The sequence below is a fragment of the Tellurirhabdus bombi genome (genome assembly GCF_021484805.1).
GTDB lineage: Bacteria > Bacteroidota > Bacteroidia > Cytophagales > Spirosomataceae > Tellurirhabdus > Tellurirhabdus bombi.
This window is the reverse complement of record NZ_CP090557.1, coordinates 4,515,457-4,540,948: the sequence shown is the minus strand read 5'-3', so window position 1 is coordinate 4,540,948 and position 25,492 is coordinate 4,515,457. Positions and strand designations below refer to the sequence as shown.

Sequence of the window (25,492 nt, the reverse complement as noted above, 5' to 3'; positions counted from 1 at the left end):
GGCTGGCTTATTCGGCCAGATAGTTGCCGTACCCGACCACCATAGTCGAGAAAATAACGGTAGCGATTCCCAGGATAATGGTCCGCATGGTTTGGGGATTAGAACCGCGCCACTCGCGCAGATACAGACCCCAGAAGCTACTGAAGGCGATGATAAAGGCCATGTGCAGCGTCCAGCCTGAGAAGCGGTATTCGCCCATTTTGCTGTCGCCCATGCCGTAGAAGAAAAATTGCAGGTACCACGTAACACCAGCCAGCGCGCAGAAAATGATGTTCCGCACAATTGGCGTCGAAATGTTGGTGTAATCGGTGTAAGTTTTGTTTTTAATGTTCAGATAAATGGTCCAAATCGCATTGGTTGTCAGGCCACCTAGGAGAATAAACACCAGGGGCGCGTTATTCATGTACAACGGATCAGCCCCGTTCTGAACAGCTAATTCGGCAATGGGTTGCCCCGCCGTCAGCCCGAAGGACATACAGGCACTCATGACGCCGGAAAATACGGCTACCATTAACCCTTTGTTCAGGTCAAATTCGGCGATGGCTTCTTTTTTCTGCGCGGGAGTAAGGGTTCTTTCTTTCATCATGCCGGCGATCCCGCAAATGGAAATTCCCAGTACACAAACCCCTAAGCCGAGGAGAATCACTTGCCCCGACGTGGTGGCGAGCAGTTTATCAAAGGTGCCTTCGTAGAGGGGCGGAACAATCGTGCCAAAAACGGCGCATAAGCCGAGCGTTACGGCCATGCCCAGCGACAAGCCCAGATAACGCATCGCCAGACCGAACGTCAGGCCACCGAAGCCCCAGAGTACGCCCCAGAAATAAGTCCACCATTTCGTTTCGGTTGGCGTTTGAGCCAGAATGTCAAACAGGTTAGGCACTGTTAACGCCCCAAAGATCAGGGGAGCGGCTACCCAGGAGAACAAACCGCCCACTAGCCAGTAACTTTCCCACGACCATTCTTTAACTTTTTTGTACGGTAGATAAAAACTGCCGGAAGCAAATCCTCCCAGCGCATGCAAGACAACTCCCCAGATAACAGCCATTTCTTCTTTTTTTATACAAATCTGATTTTAGGCAGACCACTAACTCTCCTGCTCTCTCCTGAAAAGTGAGACATAACCAAGTTTTAATTGTCTTTAGACGAAAAATTTTGTCTGAAAGCCAACATACAGCCTATTTGGCCTGGGCATAGAGGGGCCGTTCTGGGCCTAAGTTGCCTAATTTATTACTTAATCAGTGCATGAGGCTCCGACAGGCCATACGAAATTCTTTTTACGAAACGTACCGGACCAAGTGACCCCAAGCAGAGAGTAAAGCGTTGAAAAAGCTATTTTGTAAAGTACAATTTTTGTGCTTATCCCGGATTAGCAGGTTTGTTTCAGCAACCAGATAGTGAAAATAGGCTGACTTCGTTTTGGAGAACTCCATCTTGAAAGAATACTTTTCGGGAACGTTCCCGGCAACGATTGCATTAATATTCTGCTCACATCCTTTTTAGTTGACCTAAATCAGTAGTAAACTTAAGATCAAGGGGCAATCTATCGATAAGCCCTTAAGGAGTGTTTCTTCTTTAAATAGTACTATTTTTGCTGACCTATGATAGCTAGACAAACTCCCGTTCACCGTAGCCGCTCTGCTTCCAGCTTTGTCGATATTTACCGTACTCCGTCGGTTTGTCCTTACCAGCTTCAGTTCAATGCAAACGACAAAACACCTAAGTACAAGCAGATTGTGCAGTCGATCATCACAGACATTGAGCGCGGAGTGCTGAAGAAGAATGACCAGCTGCCATCCATCAGTGAATTGAGTGTCGAGTACTACCTGGCGCGGGATACCGTCGAAAAAGCCTATCGTGAACTGCGGGAGCGCGGTTACATCACATCCGTGCAGGGGAAAGGATATTATGTGCAGTCAAACAACACAACGAAGCTGAAAATACTGCTCATTTTCAATAAGTTGAGTTCTTATAAAAAAATCATCTATTACTCTTTTTTACAGGCGCTGGGCGACCGGGCAACGGTCGATTTGCAGATTCATCATTATAGCGCCCGTAATTTTGAAGAAATTATCGATAAAAATCTGGGCAAATACAATTATTACGTAGTAATGCCCCACTTTGCTACGGATCTGGACAAAGCGGATTACCGCAAGGTGCTGGATCGGATTCCGTCAGATGAACTGGTTCTGCTGGATAAAGACATTCCGGAAATGGTGAACCAGCTCAGCGTTTACCAGAATTTTGATAAAGACATTTTTGGCGCTTTAGAGGAGGCTAATGACCTCTTAGCCAAGTATAACCGGTTGGTGCTTATTTTCCCGAGCGAAGGCAACTATCCGGTAGAAATCGCCCGGGGATTTCGTTCGTTCTGCGCCGTGTATGACAAAGAGTTTGCCGTGAAAGAAAACGCGGTGGATGAACGCCTGGAATCAGGCACGGCCTACGTAGTTGTTGAAGAGACTAATTTGGCCGAAATTGTTAAAAAAGTTCGTCAATCGAGTTTTCTGCTGGGGCGCGAAATAGGAATCATTTCCTTTAATGAAACAACCCTCAAAGAATTGCTGGGCATTACGGTTGTCACGACTGATTTTGAAACCATGGGTCGGACCACGGCTGCTTTGCTGCTCGACAAGAAACAGATCAAGGTCAAAAATCCATTTTATATGATTCGGCGGGCCTCGCTGTAGCCGTTTTTTCTTAAAATACTTGCCTGTTAGAAAGACCTGATAAGCTGGTCCCAAAGCAGGAGAGTTCAGAAGAGTTAAGCCGTGAAAAAAGGCTTAATTTGTGGTTAGAAGCATTGTTTACATCATAGGTAAGGGGTTAAGCCCATTAGGTTCCTAATGGGCTTATTTGTACCTTAATTGCCTGGCTGAACCCAACAAAATGACTACTGACCAACAAATTCATGATTTGAACCAACCGCTTCTGAACGAACACCAGAGCCGGTTTGCCTACGTCGCTGAACTTTTGTCGCGCCGGGGCGTAGATGTAGAAAAGCTCCTGAAACAAATCGCTGATTTTCAGATTGCCATACCAAGCTGGGCGTTGGGAACGGGAGGAACGCGTTTTGGTCGTTTTCCGCTGGGGGGTGAACCGCGCACACTGGAAGAAAAAATTGCCGATATTGGTTTATTAAACCGCCTGAATCGCTCGTCGAACTCCATCTCACTGCATATTCCCTGGGATGTTCCCGGCGATGTGGCGGCCGTGAAACAACGGCTGGTCGAGCAAAACCTTACTATTGATTCGGTTAATTCCAATACCTTTCAGGATCAGGCTGATCAGCTTCACTCTTATAAATTTGGTTCGTTGTCGCATACCGAAAACGCTGTCCGCGACCAGGCTATCCAGCATAACCTCGAATGCGTTCGCTACGGGCGGGAACTGGACGCGAAAACCCTGACGGTCTGGTTGGCCGACGGCGCCAATTTCCCCGGTCAGCAGCATTTTCGGCGCGCTTACCAACGCACGGCGGACTCACTGGCGACGATTTATGAAGGCATGCCGAGCGATTGGACGATGTTGATAGAGTATAAACCGTACGAGCCTTTCTTTTATTCTATGGCGATCCCTGACTGGGGAACTTCGTATTCCCTGTGTCAGTATGTCGGAAAAAATGCGCAGGTGCTGGTCGATCTCGGTCACCATTTGCCCAATACCAACATTGAACAGATTGTAGGTCGACTGATGCATTTTGGCCGATTGGGTGGTTTCCACTTCAATGGCTCGATGTACGGCGACGATGACCTGACGACCGGGAGCATCAAGCCTTATCAACTGTTCTTGATATTCAATGAATTAGTAGATGGAATTCAGGATGAAACGGTGAAAAATCCGCCGCTCGCCTGGATGATTGATGCCAGTCACAATACCAAAGATCCGCTGGAAGATCTGTTACAGTCTGTACAGAATATTCTGGTTACGTACACCAAAGCACTGATTATTGACCGCCCAACGCTGGAAGAAGCGCAAGAGGCCAATGATGTCGTTGGGGCGGAAGAAACCCTACGGGATTCGTTTCAGATTGATGTACGTCCGCTCGTCGCCGAAGCCAGTCTTCGCACGGGTGGAGCCCTGGACCCAATTGCTGCCTTTCGAAAAGGGGGCATTCGGGAACAGTTGATTCAACAACGTGGAAAAAAGAGCATTGCAACGGGATTATGAAAACACCGGGCCGCCGGGCGGTTGTTTACGCCGTCTTTGATGTTGGCAAAACCAACAAAAAGCTTATTCTTTTTGACGAGAATCGGCAGGTTGTCGAAGAACGGCAGGACTTCTTCCCCGAAATCGAGGATGAAGATGGCTTTCCCTGCGACGACATCGACCGCCTGACCCGCTGGGTTCGAAGCACCTGGATGGATCTGCGCCGAGATAGCCAATACATCGTTAAAGGCGTTAATTTTACGGCCTACGGGGCTAGTTTTGTGCACCTCGATGCAGAGGGTCGCCCCGTTTTGCCGTTATACAATTATTTGAAACCAATTCCGGAAGAGCTGAGTGATCGTTTTTACGCATCGCTTGAAGAAGACCCGGAAGCCTTTGCCGCCTGCACCTGCTCGCCCCGGCTTGGTTTGTTGAACTCCGGCTTGCAGCTCTATTGGCTAAAATACGCGAAACCAGAGCAATACAAACGCATTCATACGTCGCTTCATTTACCGCAGTATCTTTCGTATTTGATTACCGGCGAGAAATTTAGCGATTTTACATCCGTTGGCTGCCACACGGCGCTTTGGAATTTCAATCGCCAGACCTACCACGACTGGGTTTTTCGGGAAGGAATCGACGAGAAACTGGCTCCGCTAACCAAAGATTCGGTGGCTTCGGTGGTTGATGGCATTCTGGTTGGGGTCGGGCTGCACGATAGCTCCTCGGCGGTGGTGCCGTATCTGCTGCAAAGCAACGAACCGTTTCTGCTTGTCTCCACCGGAACATGGTGTATAAACCTGAATCCGTTTAACAATGAGCCACTTACTCCTGAATTATTGCGCCGTGACTGCCTAAGCTACCTGTCGCCCAAAGGCCAGATGACCAAAGCATCGCGGGTATTTTTTGGGCGGGAGCACGACTACCAGGTTGAGCGGATTGCGGCGCATTTTAACGTTAGCCCGGATTTTTATAAATCACTGGTCTTCACAGTGTCTAACTCGCAGAATGGCAGCTTCCGGGCGGCCCACATGGCGGGCACCGGACCTTTTCCCGAAGAACCAGCCGGTACCTGGGATTTATCCGGGTATGGATCAGCCCGTGAGGCGTATCACCACCTCATGCATGGGCTGATGGATGTGCTGCAAGCGTCCATTGAGCTGGTTCAGAAAGGCGAGCGCACGTTTTACGTTGATGGTGGCTTTGCCAGAAATCCACTGTTTATGCAGATGCTGGCCCAGCGTTTCCCCGGGCGGAAAATTCGGACGCTGGAGGTTCCGCAGGCAACAGCCCTGGGTGCCCTGATGCACCTGGAACAAGGGGAAGCGCGCAAACAAACTCATTTGTTATTTACCTGAATCGGTACGAAATTCGCCTGAATGAAAGTTGGATTATTTGTTCCCTGCTATGTTGACCAGTTTTATCCGCAGGTGGCTATTGCGTCGCTGCAATTGCTTCGGAAACTGGGCGTACAAGTAGAATTTCCGACGAAACAGACCTGCTGTGGTCAGCCAATGGCCAACAGCGGCTGCGAACAGGAAGCTCTCCCCGTCTATCATCATTTTGTCGATACATTTGAGAATTACGATTATATCGTATGTCCCTCAGGTAGTTGTGTCTACCACGTTCAAAAACATTATAACGTTATTGAGCAGACTTCGAGCGTTCAACACGTGCGTGCCAAGACGGTTGAACTGGTTGATTTCATTTCGACAGTACTGGGCGTTGATACCTTGCCAGGTAAATTTCCGTATAAGGTAGGGCTGCACCAGAGCTGCCACGGACAACGTGGATTGCGACTGGCTACAGCCTCGGAATTTACGCCCAAGCAAGAGAGCGCAACCCGGCAATTACTGCTTTCCAAGGAAGGATTAGAACTAACCGAACTCGACCGGAAAGACGAGTGTTGTGGATTTGGTGGGACGTTCTGTGTGGTTGAAGAAGCAGTATCTGGTCGAATGGGGCAGGATCGCATCGCCGATCACCAGAAGAACGGAACCCAAGTATTAACCGGTGGTGACATGTCCTGCCTAATGCACCTCGAAGGCATTGTTCGCCGCCAGCAACTGGCGATGCGGGTGATGCATGTCGCCGAAATTCTCAACGGAAACGAACCATGAGTAGCCATCCCGAATTAGCCGAAAAGTTCACCCGCGATGTGGCCCGCACAACCTGGCACGACGAAACGCTTTGGTTTGTCCGGCAGAAGCGCGACCGAATTGCGTATACCATTCCTGAGTTTCAGCAGCTTCGTGACCTGGCTTCCCAGGTAAAGAATCACATGCTGAGTCGGATAGATGAATACCTGATTCAGTTTGAGGAAAATGCCAAAAAAAATGGGGTGCATGTTCATTGGGCGGCTGATGCGGAAGAACATAATCGCATTGTGCTGAGCATTTTGCAGAAGCACGGCGCGAAGCGGATGGTGAAAAGTAAGTCCATGTTAACCGAGGAATGTCACCTGAATCCTTTCTTGCAGGCCAACGGCATTCAGGTCGTGGATACCGATTTGGGAGAACGGATTGTGCAGCTTCGTAATGAACCGCCCAGCCACATTGTTTTGCCCGCTATTCACCTGAAAAAAGAAGATGTCGGCGAAACGTTTCACCAGCATCTGGGAACACCAAAAGGCGAAAAAGACCCGCAGGCCCTGACCGAAGCAGCGCGCCAGCACCTGCGTGAGCAGTTTATCGCGGCGGATGTAGCATTGACGGGGGTTAACTTTGCCATTGCCGAAACGGGTGGCTTTGTCGTCTGTACCAACGAAGGCAACGCCGATCTGGGTGTCAACATGGCACCGGTGCATATTGCCTGCATGGGCATCGAGAAACTACTTCCCAAACTAAAACACCTGGGAATTTTTACGCGTCTGCTGGCCCGCAGCGCAACCGGTCAGCCGGTGACAACCTATACGTCCCATTTCACCCGTCCGGCTGAAGGAAGGGAGATGCACATTGTTATTGTCGATAATGGACGTACGCAACAGTTGGGTCGTCCGGATTTCCGGAACTCGCTGAAGTGCATTCGGTGCGGAGCCTGCATGAACACGTGTCCGATCTACCGGCGCAGCGGGGGACATAGCTATGATGCAACCGTTCCAGGGCCAATTGGGGCCATTCTCTCGCCTAATATTGATCTAAAAAAATACAGTTCCTTGCCGTTTGCTTCTACGCTTTGCGGCTCCTGCTCGGATGTTTGCCCCGTCAAAATCGATATTCATAACCAGTTGTATAAATGGCGACAGGTGATTTCGGAAGAAGGAGCCATGTCAAAGTCGAAAAAGTGGAGCATGAAAGCCATGACTACCTTGCTGGCCAGTCCAACGCTTTTTGCGCTGGGTGGTAAGTTTGGTCGGATGATGTTGAAAATACTGCCGCATAGCCTTACGCACGCCAAATCCATTAATCCCTGGGCTAAAACGCGCGAATTACCGGCTCCGCCCGCCAAAAGCTTCCGGGAATGGTACGCCGAAAACAACAATGAAGAGCAAGTGAACGGGAAAACGGAGAGTGTTACCGGCCCATCAATCAAGCAAATTGCCAAGCATGAGTAGTCGCGAACAAATTCTGGCCGCTGCCCGGGCCAACCGCCCCGATCTTGCACCTGAGCCGGAAATTCCTGATTTTGGAGGTGAATCGACGCTGGAGAAGTTTCAGACCATTCTGGAAAGCATCGGTGGACGCGTTGTCCGCTTAGAAAATAACGAGACTCTGGAGGAGGCCATTCGGCGGCTTTTTCCGGCTGCGCAGAAAATAGCTTCCAACCTGATAAAACCAACGGAAACGATTGAGGCAACCTCGCCCAAAGCAGCGCTCGAAGCGATTGATCTGGCCGTTCTGAACGGCGAGTTTGGCGTGGCTGAAAATGGTGCGGTCTGGATGCCGGAGAAAAACATGCTGCATCGATCGCTGCCGTTTATTACGCAACATTTAGTGCTTGTTATACCCGAAACGGCCATTGTGGCTACCATGCACGACGCCTATGCGCGCATGGGTGGAACCGGCGGTTACGGCGTATTTATTGCCGGCCCTTCCAAAACGGCGGATATTGAACAATCGCTGGTAATCGGTGCCCATGGAGCGCGTAGTATGACGTTGTTACTTATCTGATAGACAGATAATAGACCTATTCCTCAATCTTCTTTTTATGAAAAAACGGAGCCTGCCACTCATGCTGGCCGTGTTGGTTATTGCCATCAGTGCCTTTGTTGCCCCTCAGACCCCGCCTAAAATTGACCGTGTTGCATTGGTAAAACGGCATAATGTGCTCAATACATCATTTGATTCACTAAGTTCGCTGTCGGTGGGTAATGGCGAATTTGCGTTTACGGTTGACCCAACGGGCTTGCAGACTTTCCCGGAGTTCTACCATCACGGCGTCCCGCTCGGGACCCAGACACAATGGGGTTGGCATAGCTTGCCCAATGACCAGAATTTTAAGCTGGAAGAAGTTTCCAAAGACTACGAATCGCACGGGCGAAAAGTGCCGTATACCTATAATTTTTCGGGAAACGACCGCAAAGGACAGGCCACGAAATGGCTCCGGGAAAACCCGCATCGGTTGCATTTGGGCATGATTGGCTTTCAGATTAAGAAAGCCGACGGTTCACTGGCGAAGCAGACCGATATCAAAAATATTCGTCAGGAATTAAATCTCTGGACGGGTGAAATTAAGAGCCATTTCGAGGTAGATAAAGTGCCGGTCGATGTGGTAACGCTGGCGCACCAGCAGCAGGACGCCCTTGCTGTGCAGGTGAAATCGCCGCTGCTCGATCAGGGCCGCTTGCAGGTTCGGTTCCGGTTTCCGAATGGGTCGACGGACTGGGAAGCCACCTACGATTGGACCCATCCCGAAAAACACACGACCAAACTGGAGCAGCGCGGTAAGAACGAAGCCGTATTCAAGCGTCAACTCGACACTACGCGCTACGTAGCGGCCCTGCGGTGGAACGGAACCGCGACGGTACAGGAAAAAGAGGCCCATACGTTTGACCTGACACCAACGGGTAAAAATGCGTCGCTGTCTTTTACCTGCCGGTTTACAAACGGTCCGAAAGCCGACTACGCTGTACTCACTTTTGATGAAGCACAGAAAACGAACCAGACGGCCTGGAATACCTTCTGGACTACCGGCGGGGCCGTGGATTTGTCGGGCAGCACCGATCCACGCGCCAAGGAACTCGAACGGCGGATTGTTTTATCGCAATACCTGACTAAAATTCAATGCTCCGGCTCCGCGCCGCCGCAGGAAACAGGTCTGACCTATAACAGTTGGTATGGCAAACCGCACCTGGAAATGCACTGGTGGCACGCGGCGCACTTTGCCCTGTGGAACCGGACGCCGTTGATGGAACGCAGCTTGGGCTGGTACGAAAAAATCCGTCCGGTGGCTGAGGACTTGGCTAAACGGCAGGGCTTTGAAGGCGTGCGCTGGCCTAAAATGGTCGATCAGGCGGGGAATGACAGCCCTTCGCCCATCGCTTCGTTTCTGATCTGGCAGCAGCCGCATTTTATCTACATGGCTGAACTGGCGTATCGTGATAACCAGAGTAAAGCCGTACTGGATAAATACAAAAATCTGGTGGAAGAAACGGCTAAGTTCATGGCTTCCTACGCTTATTTTGACAAAGAAAAAGGCAAATATATTCTGGGGAAAGGCCTGATTCCGGCGCAGGAACGCTTCAAACCGGAATTGACGTTTAACCCGCCGTTTGAGCTGGCGTACTGGCACTGGGGCTTGAGTGTCGCCCAGAAATGGCGCGAGCGGACCGGGCAGGCGCGTAACCCGGAATGGGATAAAGTGATCAAGGAGCTTTCGCCGCTGGCCGTCAAAGATGGCTTGTACCTGGCTGCTGAAAGCTTCCCGGATTCCTACACAAATCCGGCTTACATGACCGATCACCCCGTAGTGCTGGGGGCGTATGGCTATTTGCCCGGCGATGGCCAGGTTGATGTGGCCACCATGAACCGCACGTTTGACCACGTCATGAAAGTATGGAGCTGGGAACAAACCTGGGGCTGGGATTATCCGATGGTGGCCATGTCGGCGGCCCGGCTGGGAAAACCCGATAAAGCCGTTGACGCCCTGATGATGAAAGTTACCAAAAACACCTACCTGCCTAACGGACACAATTACCAGCGGGATAACCTCCGAATTTACCTGCCCGGTAATGGCGGTTTGCTGATGGCCGTGGCTATGATGTGCGCGGGTTGGGATGGTTATCAGGGGGCTCCGACGCCCGGCTTTCCGAAAGATGGCACCTGGACCGTGCGCTGGGAAAATTTGGACAAGATGCCTTGATTTGCTAGCGGGATAAAGGAATTTGTGTTATCTCTGTATCTAAATTCCTTTAACGCTTAGCCCCAATGATCAACTATTTACGGACGTTGTTGCCAGTCCTCTTTCTGCTGGCAATGAGCCATTTTTCGTACGCCCAAAAGTTACAGCCGGGGCCGCAGGTACTGACGTTTTTTTCGGACGTCGATGATACCGAGCAGCCCTATGGCTTGTATCTGCCCAAAAATTACAATCCTAAAAAGAAGTACCCGCTGGTGATTATGCTGCACGGCGCCGGTTCTAACCACCGGTTATCGTTGCGGCGGGTCTTTGGGAAAAGCAATGCCAATGGGGAAAATGACGTGGAATCAACGCGGTATTTCCCGGAATGGGCGGATGTGAACTACATCGTTGCGTCGCCTTTCGCACGGGGAACGGCGGGCTATCAGGGTGTTCCTGAAAAAGATGTGTACGATGTACTGGCCGATGTGAAGCGGCGGTTCAATGTCGATGAAGATCGTACCTACCTGACTGGCCTGTCGATGGGCGGTGGTGGAACGCTCTGGATTGGTACGAGTCGGCCCGACATCTGGGCGGCCATTGCACCGGTTTGTCCGGCTCCGCCTAAAGGCACGGATGCGCTGGCTCCAAATCTGCTCAATGTGCCTGCTCACTTCTTTCACGGAGACAAAGACCCCTCGGTGCCTGTAGCTGTGTCGCGAGACTGGACCAAACGACTCAAAGAGCTTGGATCAACGGTGGAATACATCGAATATCCGGGCGTGGAGCATAACAGTTGGGAGAACGCCTATAAAGATGAATTTATTTTTTCGTGGTTTAAGCAATTTAAGCGGAATCGCTTCCCGGATCGGGTGCGTTATTCGTCCGCTAATTACAAATATAATCAGGCGTACTGGGTTCAATTTGACCAGCTAACGCCCGGTACACTGGCGAGCATCGACGCTAAATTTACCGGCAAAAATCGCCTCGAAATCACGTCCAACAATCTGGATGGCTTGACGCTGAATCTGGCTGGGCATTCGCAGTACAAAGCCGGTAAGCCGCTGGATGTGGTGGTGGATGGAAAATCGATTCAACTGACTGGCAAAGATGCGTTATCGCTCGTTCGGCAGGCGGGGGTTTGGAGTGAGACCAATGCTGCGATGGCCAAGGGGAAACGCAAAGGCGCAGAAGGTCCGTTGAGCGAAGCCTTTGCCAGCCGCCACGTGTATGTATACGGGACGGGCGGAAATCCAACGCCGGAAGAACTGAAAACACGGGCTGAACTGGCTACCCAGGCCGCCAACTGGTCTGTTGACCGGGGTGCTTTTCTGGGCCGGGTTATGGTATTCCCGCGCGTGATGGCCGATAAAGATGTGCGGCCCAGCGATCTGGAAAACGCCAACCTGGTTTTATTTGGGACCAAAGAAACCAACAGCTTAATCAATCAATACAGTGACCGTTTGCCCATCCACCTAGCCAGTACGGCAACGGATTATGGGCTGTTTTACATCATGCCCGTCAATAATCATTATGTGGCGGTCAGTTCGGGTTTGCCCTGGTGGACGGAGAACGGTGGGCAGGTTGTTGGCCGCCCGATGCCAAAGCCGCTTTCCAATCCGGCAGCAGCACAGGATTACTTTCTGTTCAAAGGAACGCCAAAAGACGTCATTGCCGAAGGGAAATTCGATACAAACTGGCACTTGCCCGAAAGCGAAGCCAGCAAGATGACCGCAACCGGGGTCGTCACGGTGGCAACCGGAGCCGTTTCATCGACTCGTTAACTCAAGACTCGTAGCTGTGTTCTTAAGCGAATTACGGCTACGAGTTTCTATTTTACCGTTACATCCCAGACTTTGGCGCGTCGGGCTTTGCCGTCTGGTCCTTCGACATAAAGCACCACAACATATTGCCCTTCTTTCTGGTATTGATGAATCGGGTGCTGTTCGGTGGAGGTGGTGCCATCGCCAAAATCCCATTTCCAGGACGTAATTTTTCCGGCGGATAAATCCTGAAAAGCCACCAGTCGCCGAGCCATATCCAATATCTTAAACGACCATTGAGCGTCTAGCGCTTTTCTGAAGGCTGGTTCTAGCGGCATTAGCTTGAACGGCAGCAGGTAAGACGCGTTGCCGTACATCGTATGTTCGCGGGAAAGATTCCAGAAGCCATTATTGCTATTGGAGCTAACATCATCGTAGTCAATGATCGCCCAGGCCAGACCAACGTTCTTGTTTTCCGTCAGCACAGATTCAACGGCGCGCTGCGGCCCTTCCGAACCGGCGTAATCAAAGGGCGTAATCCAGAATTCCAGCGTTAGTTTTCCGGCCTCACCGGGTTTGAAATGGTAAGTTGTCGCTGAATTGGCGTACGGCAAATCCTTAATCCAGGGTTGGCTGCCCCAGGCCAGCGTCCAGTCCTTACCCTCGGCGGGCGTGAAGATGTGGTAATTCTGCGCGTGAACGCCGTGGAAGGAGAAATAAGCGTCCATGCTGCTCAGTTCTTTGTTCGGGTGGAAGCGGTTAATGAGCGGCCCACCCGATTGGTCGCCATCTACAACCACCTCGAACGTATCGTTGTGAAGGTCGGGGCGGGCAAAATCCCAGTAATCGTCGTAGGCTTCGTACAGAAAATACAACCGGTTTAGGCCTTTTACCCAGCCCACTTTAACGCTCACGTCCAGGTTTTTAGGGTCAGCCTTCGCGTGTTTGCCGCTGTCTTCAATCAACTGATCGGTTCCAACGGCGTAATTGGCTGGAACCATCGCCCAGTCGTCAGCCTTCCCATCGATGCGGGGAATCCTATCAGCCGGAAACTGAAAGATTTTAAAAGAACGCTTGTCTGGTGGCGGTGTCGGAGGCGTCTGGGCAAGGCTAGCTGTTCCGAGCAGGCAAGCCATCAACAGGGTAAAAAGCAATTTCATGGACAATTTTGAGCGCTACTTTTTCTTGAGGTACTTCGTCAGCGGGCATTTTTTTAGATCTTTTAGCCCCTCGACCACGGCCTGGGCGTTGAATTTGGCACCAGCGTAGTTAGTGTGCGTGTGATCACCGGGGAAAAACTCACTTTTTAGCTTTGCTTCCGAGTAGTCGGCCTCGTATTTTTTGGCAATAATTTCGTTCAGGTCAATAAAGAACGCCTTCTCCGAACGGGCCACTTCCGACGCCCATTTGCCATAATCGCTGGATGCCCGCTGAACTTTACCCTCTTTCCAGACATTGCGCGGAACGAGCGAACAAACGATGGCCGTAGCGCCCTTGCTCTTCGTATCATTGATGTACTTTTTCATGTACCAGCCGTACGAATGAACGATCTCATGTTTCTTCGTCAGTAAATTGTCAATTTCATCGGTTTCGTCACCAATTCCTTTGATGGAGCCTCGGGCGCGTGAGGTGTCGTTGATGGCACCTCCGTCGTTATGTCCAAATTGCATCATCACAAAATCACCCGGTTTCAGGCTGGCCATAATCTTGTCCCAGCGCCCTTCGGTCAGGAAGGTTCGGCTGCTTCGACCACCGATGGCGTGGTTTTCCAGATGAATACGGGTCGTGTCAAAATGCGCACCCACGAGGCTGCCCCAGCCCCACAAGCCGTCGGAACCTTTACCGGAGCCATTCCGAACGGTTGAGTCACCGATGATGTAAAGCGTCGGACGTTGCTGCTGAATGGCGGCGAAAACACAAAAGCTGAAGAGGACAAGAAAGCTGAAGAGTAGTTTATTTTTCATGGCAAATACAAATCTTGATTACAGTAAAAATAAGGCTCAGTTTCCATCCGGCTTGATGGCTGACATCATCGGACTCAGGGGCCAATTCCAGTTTTCGATAGGGTCGGGTTTGGCCGGGTCGAAGGCCGGAATATCGGCCTTCAGGTACTTCGCCAGGTCCAGATCACTTTTTCGGATGCCTTCGGCAATGCAACGCGCGATCTCGTAAGCGCCGTAGGTACTAAAATGGGTGTTGTCCTTGATTTCTTTATCCTGACCGGGAAATGTGTTGGCGGGATAATGCACAAAAGCCTTAAGCGACGGCTCGACGCCCCAGGCTTCGTACAACACCTTGCTCATGGCATTGAGGTCAATGAGCGCAACGCCTTCTTCTTTGGCCGTCTGGCGCATGGCTTCGGGGTAGTCGCCGAGCGTGTTGACAATGTGACCCGTACTGTCAAAATTCCGACGGTGCATGGACGTTACCAGGACCGGAATGCCGCCTTTCTGACGTGCGCCATTGATGTACGTTTTTAATGCTTCTTTGTAGGTCGTGAATGGTTCGACGTGGGCGGAACCGGGCTTCTGATCGTTGTGCGCAAATTCGATGAACAGGTAATCGCCTTTTTTCATCAGACTCAAAATTTTGTCCAGCCGTTTCTCCGACAAAAAACTTTTGAGCGCCTCGCCCGATTCCGCGTGGTTGGCAACGGCCACTTTGCCCGACTGAAAAAACGCCGGGATCATTTGCCCCCAGGCTGCCCAGGGCTCCCGGTCCTGATCGACCACGGTTGAATTTCCGGCTAGAAAAACAGTTGCCGCTTTGTCATTCTTCGCGATTTCTAGGGCCGAAATTTTCGGTTCCGTGCCGTTAAATTCCAGCGTCAGTTGGTGGTCCCAGTTCAGGTAACCCAACTCGCGCGGCTTTAACCGAACCTTCTCCGTGGCGCTGATTTCGGGATAACGGACATTGACTGTAAACGTTTTCTGCACCATTTCCCCTTTTTGGGTAACCACGGATGGAAGCATCAACCGGCGCGACTCGGCCCGTACCGTCTGGTTGGACGTGCCCGCCGGGTCGCCAAACGTAACGGTTACCTCATAATTCCCTTCGGGCACATCAACCGTGAAATAAAAGGGCTGGTCGCTGGTGCAAAAATCCCGTTTGAGTGCCTGTTTACCAGCTCGATCAACAGCGGAAATCTTGGCGTTGCCGTAAAAACCATAGCCGAGCTCTTTGGTATACCGCGTTTCTGGCAGCACCTGTGTATAGCCTTTTTCTACTTTTCCGGGGCCAAAATCAAATTTGTAAGACTGGGTCTGCGCGGATATTGGCAGCGATAACAAGCTGACAAAAGCGGCGGTAACGGCCGGGAGAATGTTTCGATGCATGCTGTTTAGGTTAATGAGCGAATGATAGAATGAGTGAATGAGCGAATAGCTGGCCAATTCTCAACGTGTTGATCCTAGGAACTGAATTTTGCACCGTTACTTAAGTGATCAGACAGAATGAGCTTAGATCAGTACATTACAGGTCGACTAGTTATTCGCTCAATCGCTCATTCACTCTTTCGTTATTTCTTCTGCGTCAGTTGAAGCGAGCTGTCGTTGATTTCGAATGCCTTATTTTTCAGCAAGTTAATGACTTCTGCGCCCGCTAATAACACCGGACCGTACCCATGCGCCGCGTACACATTGATGGGGCGGTAGTAATAGAACGCCGGATCAAAGCCCATGCCGGTACCCACGCAAACGCCTTCCACTTGACCGCCAGCCGTCACTTTGGTCGAAACGGCGTTCCAGGCCAGCAGCGTGGCCGGGGCGTAGGCCAGTCCGTCAATCCAGCCTTTGTTGATGGCCCGGGCCATCGCATAAGCATAAATGGCGGTGGCTGAGGTTTCCAGGTAAGAATCGGAGCGGTCGATGAGCTGGTGCCAGAAACCCTCTCCCGACTGGTAGGCCGTTAAGCCGCGTACGTGGTCGCGCAGGAGTTGAAGAATGGCCGGACGACCGGGGTGATTTTCGGGCAATACATCCAGCAATTCAACCTTGGTGAGCAAGGCCCAGCCATTGGCGCGTGCCCAGCGAAATTCCGGATGCACCTGCATACCTTCCACCCAACCGTGCATGTAGAGCCCTTTTTCCTTGTTGAACATGCGGGCCGAAAACTGCTGAATCTGGCGCACCGCTTCGTCGTAATAGCGTGCTTCGCCGGTTAGTTTGCCCATCTGCGCCAGCGCCGGAATGCTCATAAACAAATCGTCCAGCCAAAGCGTGTTGGGTTGCGGTCGGTTGCGGGCCAGCGTACCGTCGGACAGCCGATACTCTTTGTTCAGAATATAATTAATGTAATTGTCGATGGAAGGGCGCAGATTGGCTTTGATGCCGCCCGCGCGGGAAGCTTTAATCATGGCCGCACACATGGCACCCGCATCATCCAGCGCATGGGGAGCCAGCACTGACCGAAGCGGGGTGTTGGCTTGCGGATTGGCCTCAACCTGCTTCTGGAAATAAGGCACCAGGCTGGAAATAAAAGCCAGGCGCTGATTGGTATAGGCGGCGTAACGCGGATCGCCGGTAGCTTCGGAAGCCAGCAGCATACCTGCGTAAGTAACCCCCCATTCATAGCTAATTAACCGAAAATCCCCTTGTTTAAAAACGGCATTGGAATTAAATTTCGATAAATCAGTAATGGGTTGAGACGTTTGACGGTCAACCAGTTGGGCGGGAGTAGCTGCGTCTAGGTAGCGATGCACGCGGTCCAGAACGGCGGTGACGTCTTTTACAGAGGGTTGCCCGTACGGAATTTTATAGTCGGGCTTCAGGAGATGAAGCGGCGTGGTCGAGTCGTTGGCTTTGGGCGCTGGCTGCTGGGCATTCGCCGATTGGCTTAGCAAAAAAGCACCTAACAACAGGATGGGGGCGGCTTGACCGAACCGATACTTTGGAGAAATAACTGGCATATGGTTTTCAGGAAAAGGGAGATATAACGTTTTCAATGTAAAAATGGATGACTAACCAAGGCTTCCTTTCATGTACTCTCCTGTACTCGCTAACTTTTATGAACGAGCCAGGTATATTTGTGGGAATCCCTGAGTGTGAGAGCCGAAAATGAAAAATAGTTAACAGAACTCCGCAGGTTTTCAAAAGAATTAGTACCTAAGCTATTAACCACGTCCATCGACCGGAGCTGTTTGCAGGATATAGAATTCATAACCGCCCTAAAATCCGGCAACGAATCGGCTTTCCGTTGGTTGGTGGAGACGTATCAGGACCGCATTTATCGGTTGGTGCTGGTGCTGGTTCCGCAGCCCGATGAGGCTGAAGACGTGACGCAGGAGGTTTTTATTGAAGTTTATGAAACCATCCACCAGTTTCGCGGGGAGGCGAGTCTTTTTACGTGGCTGTACCGATTGGCCACTTCGCGAGCTTTGGCGCACCACCGGCACCGAAAAGCAAAAAAACGGTTCGCCTTTCTGACCAGCCTGTTTGGGGAAGATGACGAGTTGGTGCACCAGCCCGTCACGGTTGATCATCCCGGACGGATACTGGAAAATGAAGAACGCAGGCAATTATTAATAAATGCCATTGGCCGATTGGCTGATCAGCAAAAAGTAGCCTTTACCCTGCATTATCTGGAAGGTATTGACTACCAGAACATTGCCAGCGTTATGCAAACGTCTGTTTCGGCGGTCGAATCGCTGCTGCATCGGGCAAAGCAAAATTTGCGTAAGTATTTAGGAACGTATTATAACGATACCAAACATCAATAAGCTATGCTACCGAACCACTCTGACGAAGAATGGGAAGCCTGGTTTAGCGAACTCCGAGCGAATGAATCGGAGCAAACGCGGCCATTCTTTTACCAGCGTTTAAGAGCCAAATTGGAGGCTCGCCAGATCGATGACTTGAAAAAACTGCCTTTCTGGATTCGTCGGCCAAGTTATGCCCTGGCTGGACTAAGTTTGCTGGTTCTGCTCAATGTTGTGATTGGCGGGCTGTACTACGAATATGCCAGTGTGCCAAAGCCAACTGCTCTGGCTACGACGCAGGAAGAATTTGTTGTTGATTACCAGTTAGACCGTTCTCCGATTGACCTTGATGAATAATCCGCTCAGGTATCGAATCTTAATAGGTATAATTATTGCCCTTGTTCTGTTGAATGCAGGGTTATTATTCTGGATTATGTGGCCGCGCTTCAACCGCTCGCATCAGCCCCATTCGTTCCTGACCGAAAAACTTGATTTTACGCAGGAGCAGCAGAAAGAATATAAAAGGTTAAAAGAAGCGCATTTTAAGCAGATTCGTCCAATGATGGATAAGATGCAGCGCGATAAACAGGCGTTCTTCGGGCAGGTCGGAAAAACTACCGTGAGTGATTCGGCACTGTTGAAGCAGGCCCGGAAGATCGAAGAGCAGATTGCGCAGGTCGATGTGCGGACATATCGACACTTCGAGAAAATCAGCGCCCTTTGTACGCCGGAGCAGCGAAAAAAATTGCAGCAGGTTCTGAAAGAGCGGCGGACACGATGGGCCCGGCGCGGGCACGGTCCCGGGCAAAAGCCTGATCAGTAATCAGCAAAAACCGGACAGCTAGCTGTCCGGTTTTTGCTTTTAGATTTAAGCAATCTCGATGCACTTATTTCCGGGGCTTTTTACCGGGTTTAGGGTGGCCCAGGCTATCCGGATGCGGTTTTGGGTGGTGCAAGCTGTCCCGACGCAAGCTATCGCGTTTGCCTTCGCCCCGTCCGGGTCCTTTGCCCCGGAATTTCAAATCGGCTTTGAAAGTACCGTCTGCGTTGAAGGCCAGAACGTTCGATTGATTGTTTGCCGAAATCCGAACTACAAAAATACCCTGGCTATCCCTACCGGCTTCGAGAATGGTGGCTCCCGCGTAGTTCGCAGCGATGTACGTGGTAATCGAAGCGGGTAAGGTTGCGATGTCGACTTTGGTCAAAGGGACGCGACAGGTCGTTGTGTCGGAAGCGGAGGTACCGAGCCGGGCAGCGCTAAAAATGGATTCAGATTCGGGTGGTGTGACCGACGAATTGTTGTCACAGCTGTAAATACCCAGACCGGTCAGGCAAAGCAGGCCCATTACAATCATCTTTTTCATAGAGGTATTGCGATTAGTATAAAGAAATTAAGCGTATACGCGTAAAATAGACCCCGACTGCTCGGTTCGGTAGGTGGTGAGTCCTCGCTTGCCATTCGTGTTCAGACCCTTTCCGGTGGTGTCATAGCGGGCACCGTGGGCGGTACAATAGAATTCATCATTTTTAAAAACGACCTGCTGTTGGCCCTTGTGGCTACAAGTCTGGGTGACAGCTACAAAGGTTTCCTGCACGGTGCGAGCCACCACAACGCCGTACTGGATAACATAGCCGCCCGCTTGGTGCAAGGCAAAGTAGGCCGGGTCGGTCAAATCAAGATCAAAGTCTACTGGGCCGAGGGGCAGAACGGCCTCGCTATCCGGTTGGCAGGAAGTCAGGGCAGCTAACAGGGCAGCACCAGTCAGACCCATGGATTTTAAAAACTCAAGACGATTCATTCGTATTTTGTGAAGGCTTCCCTAATTCAATCGTCTTGACGCGAAGAGGGTGGATATTCGTTGCGGTGATCAAAAAAATAATTTGGAGAAAAAGATGAAAAACTTTTTGAGGTGCTGCAACGGTTTACGGTTAGCAAGCGTATTGCGTTATAGAGTTAATTAATAGACCTAACCGCCGTGGGCTTTGTTATTCCGAAAACAATCCTCGTTTGACGAGCGTGACCTGGGAAGTGTCATAGCTGCCTGCCGTCTTGGCAATACCCGTGCTCAGCAGGTGCTGTTTAAGCAGTTTTTTGGGTATGCCAAGAGTATTTGCCTGCGGTATACATCTTCAACCGAGGAAGCCGAAGATGTGCTCAGTGAAAGCTTCCTGAAAGTGTTTCAGCGCCTGGATCAATACGATGGTGTGCATCCGTTCCGTGCCTGGCTGCGTAGTATTCTCATCAATACCGCCCTAAGTTATTATCGGAAATATCATAAGCTGGATACAGAGGCGGGGCTGGATCCAAATATGACTATTCCATTTAATGATGACGTTATAGAGCGACTAACTGCCGAAGAAATTCTGGATTTGGTACAAAAATTACCTCCTGTTCAACGTGCGGTTTTCTCACTGCACGTTGTAGATGGCTATACGTTACACGAAGTAGCAGAAATGATGGAAATGAATGAAGTAACCGTACGTTCTCATTTTTACCGGTCGCGGTTGCGTTTGCAGCAGGCCATTCGCGTAGCTTACCCTCATTTTTTTTCAACTGATCCTTCGATTCCGATACGATATTATGAAAACTGATAAATTTTCTGACTCGATTCGCCGGAAGCTGGAAAGTCTACAGCCGACCTACCGCGATCAGGATTGGGCTCGGATGGAAAAATACATGCAGCAACATGCGGGCGGGGGAGGAATGCCCAGCGGAACGTCCATTAGCCGTTGGCTAGTGCCTACCGCCGGGGTGATGACCATGATGGCGCTGGTAGCAACCGTTTTCTGGCAGCATGGTTCCAACCAGGAGTTGCAGCAAAAAGTGCAGACGCTTAGTCAGAAGGTAACTCAATTGCAACAAACGACCGACCAGGTTGCCAGCCGCGTCGATACAGTTTATATTACTCAATACATAGCCGAGAAAAGTACTCAAAAAGAAGCTATATCGGCTGCCAATGGCTCTTCTGCTCAACCGCAAGAGCGGCTTGCTGCATCTGAAAATAAAGAAAATAGAAGCCCAATTAAGAAGCCTACGACCGAAAACGGCTATGAAATAAACGCTACGACTACTAAAAACGAGTTAGAAATAAAGCCAGCAGGTCAATGGGCAGATCGATCCAAGATGCGGGAAACTGCTTTTAGTAAAGATCAGAAAGTCTCAGAATCGGCTGATCATCAGGCAAAAATAAATCTGAAGGGACCGGATCAGTTGGCTGGAGGCCAGGCAGGACGTACAGAATTGCCGACCAAGATAGAAAGTACCTCTGGCAATGGAGGATCTAATGATCGTTGGGCAGCCACCCAGAAAAATTTTCAGTTGAACACCCTCGCGCCCCGTGCCGCAATGCGACTGGATTCGGCTTACTTTACCGAGCAGTTTGAACGTCGTGTGCGACGCATCCGGGTAGCATCGCTAATGCCTAAAACGGCGGTTGCTCTGTCCGGGTTGGCTCCGGCAATCGAGGAGCCGCAGCCGCTCATCCGTTTTCGTTTAGGAGCTGGGGGAGAGTTGGGTTTACAGCAATGGGGCTTGGGGCTATACGGCGAAGCCATTATTGGCAATCATCTGACCTTAGGCGTTGGCTTGAACCGGCAAACCAAGTCAGAAGAGCAATTTATGACTGATAATCAGTTTGATGAAAAGACCCGCCTCAATTTCCGTAAAAAATATGCCAACGGCCTCGGACCACAGCACGAAATTCTAAATATTGAGCGCAGCAACAAGATATGGCAACTGCCAGTTAGTCTAGGCTATCGGATTGCGGTTACAGATCAACTGGCGATTGTGCCCACTGTTGGGGCTAATATTGGCCTACAGGTGAAAGAGCAGGTTGATTTTATGTATCGGCGTGATCCCCGCGACCCGCGTGGTTTTCTGCCGGTTGACCTCAAGCGCGTTTGTCCGCCTGAATTGCACAGCGGTTGGTTTTTGGCCTTAGCCGTTGAAAAGCAGTGGGATCATTGGGCCGTGCAGGGAAGCCCATATATTTCAAGAGCGTGGCAGACAGACCCAAATGGGATGAAAAGCAATTCGATTGGTGCGCGCATGCGCGTATTGTACCAATTCTAAGTAACGATTGATTAAAGCAAGGCCAATACAAAATTTTATAGGTAATAATACGAACCCCGCTCGAATTAGCTCGAGCGGGGTTTTTGTTATTGTATTTTTTTTATAGTGTATACTGGATGGTTATTAATAAAATTTAAAAATAGTCCATTTTCTATCTAGTTACTATAGTTATATATATCATCTATTTGTTTATATATTTTTGTCATTAAAGGCTTGCGGTGCTGTACAATTACTATATTTGTCATTGTCAATTAAAGAAAACCTAACATTCCCTAACTCATGATGACAAAGTTTACCAGACAGGTAGGCGGATCTCCCGGGGGCAAATTGCCCACAAAGGACGTATCCCAGTGGAAAAAAATAGGCAGTTTATTTTTGCTGCTGCAATTTATGTCGTTAAGTATTTTTGCTCAGGTAAGGGTTAGCGGTACTATTACTAGCGAGCAGGGAGAGACGTTACCGGGGGTAAGTATTGTGGTAAAAGGCACCACACAGGGTACTACCTCCAATGCAGATGGTGTGTATTCAGTTAATGTTCCCAATCAAAACAGTGTACTTATTTTCTCTTTTATTGGGTATGTTAACCAAGAAGTTACGGTTGGGAGCCGAACTACAATCAACATAAAAATGGGGGTTGACAATAAGACCCTGAGTGAAGTTGTTGTTGTTGGTTACGGTACGCAGAAGAAAGAAACGGTAACAGGATCGGTTGTTTCGGTAAAAGGAAGCGATCTGGTGAAGTCGCCAACGACTAACCTGTCAAATTCCATTGCGGGTCGGCTACCGGGCGTTGTGGCTGTAAACCGCAGTGGGGAGCCGGGTTATGACGGTTCGACTATTCGGATTCGTGGAACAAACACGCTAGGTAACAACAGTGCCTTAATCGTTGTCGACGGTGTTCCGGCTCGTTCAGGAGGTCTGGAGCGGATCAACCCAAATGATATTGAAAACATTTCGGTCTTGAAAGATGCCTCAGCCGCTATCTATGGTTCACGGGCTGCCAACGGGGTTATTCTAATCACTACCAAGCGGGGTAAGACTGGTAAACCGCAATTGTCGTACTCATTCAACCAGGGTTTTTCGCAGCCGACGATTGTGCCAAAACTGGCTAACGCGGCTGAGTACGCTAAAATGCTGAATGACCTGAACGTTTATGAACTACCAGTGGCAGAATGGGGCGCGGCTACGCAAGCTTACACAGCCACAGGTTCTTACACTCGCCCGGACGGAACGGTTCGGAAGGCACCTTACTCACCAGACGATATTACTAAGTACAACGATGGTTCAGATCCTTGGGGTCACCCAAATACCGACTGGTATAAATCTACGCTGAAAACTTGGTCTCCGCAGCAGCAGCACAACCTGCAAATTACGGGTGGTACGGAAGATGTCAAATACTTGGCTTCGCTGGGTTACCAAGACCAGGATGCCTACTACAAAAGATCAGCAACGGGTTACAAACAGTATGACCTGCGCGTGAACCTGGACGCTAACATCAACAAATACATCCACTTAGCCGTTGGTTTGCTGGGCCGTGAAGAATTCCGGTTCTATCCAACGCGCGGTGCTGGTGCCATCTTCCGGATGCAGATGCGTGGTAAGCCAAACCAACCGGCTTTCTGGCCCGATGGTCGTCCGGGTCCTGACATCGAAAATGGTGAAAACCCCGTCGTAATTACTACCAATGATACGGGCTACGACAAAGACAAGCAGGATTATTTCCAGACGAACGGCCAGTTGGACATCAAAATCCCCGGCATTGAAGGACTGAAATTTTCGGGTACCGCGGCTATTGACAAGCGGTTACGCAGCCGTCGGTTGTGGCAGACGCCCTGGACGTTGTACGAACGTGGTACGGGCGTTGATGCGAATGGTAATCCAAACCTGATTGCTAGCAAGCGCGGACCGGCTGAACCCCGGTTGAACCTCTACAGCGAAAACCAGTTGAACATCCTGTTAGGCGGTATTGTCAACTACGAACGGAAATTCGGTGCAGATCATGGTTTGACTGTGCTGGCCGGGGTTAACCGTGAAACCATCACTGGTGAAGGATTTGATGCTTACCGCCGGTTCTTCATTTCTCCGGCCATTGACCAGCTTTTTGCCGGTGGTGACCTGGAGAAAAACAACAATGGTAGCGCTTACGAACGCGCCCGGATCAACTATTTTGGTCGGGTAGCCTACAACTACAAGGAGAAATACTTGGCGGAATTCCTCTGGCGTTACGATGGCTCTGACATCTTCCCGCAAGCTACTCGCTACGGTTTCTTCCCAGGCTTCCTGGCAGGCTGGGTTATTTCGGAAGAAAGCTTCCTGAAAAACTCTATTCCGGCCATCAACTACCTGAAATTGCGCGGTTCGTGGGGCCAGTTAGGTAATGACCAGATTTACTTGCCTAACACAACTAACCTAGCTACCTACCAGTACCTGGCAACTTACGGCTTCAACACCTACATCATCAACAACCAGCAGCAGAAGACGCTGACGGAGGCCCGGATTCCAAACCCATCGATTACTTGGGAAGTAGCCAACAATGCTGATATCGGTTTGGAAGGTCAGTTGTTCAACGGTAAGATCAATTTTGAATTTGACTACTTCAACAACCTGCGGACGTCAATCCTTTACCCGCGTAACGCATCCATTCCCCGCACCACGGGTCTGGTCCTGCCTCCAGAAAATATCGGAAAGGTACGGAACAGCGGTTTCGATGGTCAGATTGGCTACAACGGTCAGGCAAGAGATCTGAAATTTACGGTTAGCATAAACGGTGGTTATGCACAAAACAAAATCCTTTTCTGGGACGAGGCGCCGGGCGCTCCTGACTGGCAACGGACGACGGGTATGCCAATCAACTCGTACCTGGCTTATCAGTATGATGGTGTTTTTAAAGATCAGGCTGATATCGACGCTAACGGGCTTGATTATTCGGCCATCGTTAAAACCCTGCGCCCTGGCGACATGAAGTACAAGGATATTGGGGGTCGTGATGCCAACGGAAACTTCGTCAACCAGCCTGACGGTAAAATTACGCCGGATGACCGGATTCGTAACAAACGGACAAACTTGCCACTTTTCCAAGGTGGGATGAACATCACGGCTGCTTACAAAAACTTTGACTTGACCATCCTGTTCCAAGGGTCGGCAGGTGCGCAGCAGTACATCAGCTTGGGTGAGTCTGGAAACATCGGTAACTTCCTGAAGGAAATCTACACAGACCGCTGGACTGTTGAAAACCCGAGCAGCGTTCACCCACGGATTGCCAACCGGAGCGACCAGTATTATTCCAACAACAATACCTACTGGCTGCGTTCAGCAGATTACATCCGTCTGAAAAACCTCGAAATTGGCTATACCATTCCAGAGAAGTTTGGAAAAAAAGTGGGTATGAGCAGTTTCCGTCTATATGCTAATGGATTAAACTTGGCAACCCTCTTTAACAAGTTGGGCTCATTTGACCCGGAAGCGGACAATGCAACAGGCCAATACTATCCACAGGCACGAGTAATCAACTTTGGTGCGTCGATTCGTTTTTAATTTTTT

21 protein-coding genes are annotated in these 25,492 nt (G+C 50.3%); 14 read left to right on the top strand and 7 right to left on the bottom strand.

Annotated elements, in window-relative coordinates; translation table 11 throughout:
- Window positions 1-7 precede the first annotated feature (7 nt).
- Window positions 8-1,045, bottom strand: coding sequence for an L-rhamnose/proton symporter RhaT (rhaT, locus tag L0Y31_RS19260; RefSeq protein ID WP_234734716.1), 1,038 nt, complete (start codon window positions 1,043-1,045; stop codon window positions 8-10).
- 553 nt (window positions 1,046-1,598) lie between these two features.
- Here rhaT and L0Y31_RS19255 point away from each other — a divergent pair.
- The 8 genes from L0Y31_RS19255 (at window position 1,599) to L0Y31_RS19220 (ending at window position 12,206) form a co-directional block, all read left to right on the top strand.
- On the top strand, window positions 1,599-2,687 hold the full coding sequence (locus L0Y31_RS19255) for a GntR family transcriptional regulator (protein ID WP_234734715.1): 1,089 nt from the start codon (window positions 1,599-1,601) through the stop codon (window positions 2,685-2,687).
- Window positions 2,688-2,886: 199 nt separating this feature from the next.
- The gene (locus tag L0Y31_RS19250; protein WP_234734714.1) at window positions 2,887-4,167 is read left to right on the top strand and encodes a sugar isomerase; all 1,281 of its coding nucleotides are present in this window, start codon (window positions 2,887-2,889) and stop codon (window positions 4,165-4,167) included.
- Entirely contained in the window at window positions 4,164-5,504 is a 1,341-nt protein-coding gene (locus L0Y31_RS19245) for an FGGY-family carbohydrate kinase (protein ID WP_234734713.1), read from the top strand. The genes L0Y31_RS19250 and L0Y31_RS19245 overlap by 4 nt, the downstream gene beginning before the upstream one ends.
- 21 nt (window positions 5,505-5,525) lie before the next feature.
- Window positions 5,526-6,266: a (Fe-S)-binding protein gene (locus L0Y31_RS19240; RefSeq protein WP_234734712.1), complete on the top strand. Its 741-nt coding sequence runs from the start codon at window positions 5,526-5,528 to the stop codon at window positions 6,264-6,266.
- Entirely contained in the window at window positions 6,263-7,699 is a 1,437-nt protein-coding gene (locus L0Y31_RS19235; protein ID WP_234734711.1) for a lactate utilization protein B, read from the top strand. The genes L0Y31_RS19240 and L0Y31_RS19235 overlap by 4 nt, the downstream gene beginning before the upstream one ends.
- Entirely contained in the window at window positions 7,692-8,255 is a 564-nt protein-coding gene (locus L0Y31_RS19230) for a LutC/YkgG family protein (RefSeq protein ID WP_234734710.1), read from the top strand. The genes L0Y31_RS19235 and L0Y31_RS19230 overlap by 8 nt, the downstream gene beginning before the upstream one ends.
- 37 nt (window positions 8,256-8,292) lie before the next feature.
- A complete protein-coding gene (locus tag L0Y31_RS19225) occupies window positions 8,293-10,446 on the top strand; it encodes a hypothetical protein (protein ID WP_234734709.1) in 2,154 nt (717 codons plus the stop codon).
- 65 nt (window positions 10,447-10,511) lie between these two features.
- A complete protein-coding gene (locus L0Y31_RS19220; protein WP_234734708.1) occupies window positions 10,512-12,206 on the top strand; it encodes a carboxylesterase family protein in 1,695 nt (564 codons plus the stop codon).
- Between the two features lie 47 nt (window positions 12,207-12,253).
- Here L0Y31_RS19220 and L0Y31_RS19215 read toward each other — a convergent pair whose 3' ends face one another.
- The 4 genes from L0Y31_RS19215 to L0Y31_RS19200 form a co-directional block, all read right to left on the bottom strand.
- A complete protein-coding gene (locus tag L0Y31_RS19215) occupies window positions 12,254-13,345 on the bottom strand; it encodes a PKD domain-containing protein (protein ID WP_234734707.1) in 1,092 nt (363 codons plus the stop codon).
- 15 nt (window positions 13,346-13,360) lie between these two features.
- Entirely contained in the window at window positions 13,361-14,149 is a 789-nt protein-coding gene (locus tag L0Y31_RS19210; RefSeq protein ID WP_234734706.1) for a rhamnogalacturonan acetylesterase, read from the bottom strand.
- 36 nt (window positions 14,150-14,185) lie between these two features.
- Window positions 14,186-15,520: a rhamnogalacturonan acetylesterase gene (locus tag L0Y31_RS19205; RefSeq protein ID WP_234734705.1), complete on the bottom strand. Its 1,335-nt coding sequence runs from the start codon at window positions 15,518-15,520 to the stop codon at window positions 14,186-14,188.
- Window positions 15,521-15,702: 182 nt separating this feature from the next.
- Entirely contained in the window at window positions 15,703-17,091 is a 1,389-nt protein-coding gene (locus L0Y31_RS19200) for a glycoside hydrolase family 88/105 protein (protein ID WP_234734704.1), read from the bottom strand.
- A 231-nt stretch (window positions 17,092-17,322) separates the two neighbouring features.
- On the opposite strand from L0Y31_RS19200, the gene L0Y31_RS19195 reads away from it, so the two are divergent.
- From L0Y31_RS19195 to L0Y31_RS19185, 3 genes are all read left to right on the top strand, one after another.
- The gene (locus tag L0Y31_RS19195) at window positions 17,323-17,901 is read left to right on the top strand and encodes an RNA polymerase sigma factor (protein ID WP_234734703.1); all 579 of its coding nucleotides are present in this window, start codon (window positions 17,323-17,325) and stop codon (window positions 17,899-17,901) included.
- A 3-nt stretch (window positions 17,902-17,904) separates the two neighbouring features.
- A complete protein-coding gene (locus L0Y31_RS19190; RefSeq protein ID WP_234734702.1) occupies window positions 17,905-18,237 on the top strand; it encodes a hypothetical protein in 333 nt (110 codons plus the stop codon).
- A gap of 76 nt (window positions 18,238-18,313) precedes the next feature.
- Window positions 18,314-18,703, top strand: a complete 390-nt coding sequence (locus tag L0Y31_RS19185; RefSeq protein WP_234734701.1) for a Spy/CpxP family protein refolding chaperone — start codon at window positions 18,314-18,316, stop codon at window positions 18,701-18,703.
- A 64-nt stretch (window positions 18,704-18,767) separates the two neighbouring features.
- Here the strand turns inward: L0Y31_RS19185 and L0Y31_RS19180 are convergent, their stop codons facing one another.
- Together L0Y31_RS19180 and L0Y31_RS19175 are read right to left on the bottom strand one after the other, a co-directional pair.
- Entirely contained in the window at window positions 18,768-19,244 is a 477-nt protein-coding gene (locus L0Y31_RS19180; RefSeq protein ID WP_234734700.1) for a hypothetical protein, read from the bottom strand.
- Between the two features lie 27 nt (window positions 19,245-19,271).
- Entirely contained in the window at window positions 19,272-19,679 is a 408-nt protein-coding gene (locus L0Y31_RS19175) for a Rieske (2Fe-2S) protein (RefSeq protein ID WP_234734699.1), read from the bottom strand.
- Between the two features lie 184 nt (window positions 19,680-19,863).
- Here L0Y31_RS19175 and L0Y31_RS19170 point away from each other — a divergent pair, with 184 nt between their 5' ends.
- The 3 genes from L0Y31_RS19170 to L0Y31_RS19160 all read left to right on the top strand — a co-directional run bounded on the left by L0Y31_RS19170 (window position 19,864) and on the right by L0Y31_RS19160 (window position 25,486).
- A complete protein-coding gene (locus tag L0Y31_RS19170) occupies window positions 19,864-20,472 on the top strand; it encodes an RNA polymerase sigma factor (protein ID WP_234734698.1) in 609 nt (202 codons plus the stop codon).
- Window positions 20,462-21,952, top strand: a complete 1,491-nt coding sequence (locus tag L0Y31_RS19165; protein WP_234734697.1) for a hypothetical protein — start codon at window positions 20,462-20,464, stop codon at window positions 21,950-21,952. Before L0Y31_RS19170 ends, L0Y31_RS19165 begins: the two co-directional genes overlap by 11 nt.
- Before the next feature lie 390 nt (window positions 21,953-22,342).
- On the top strand, window positions 22,343-25,486 hold the full coding sequence (locus L0Y31_RS19160; protein ID WP_234737207.1) for a SusC/RagA family TonB-linked outer membrane protein: 3,144 nt from the start codon (window positions 22,343-22,345) through the stop codon (window positions 25,484-25,486).
- Window positions 25,487-25,492: the final 6 nt, after the last annotated feature.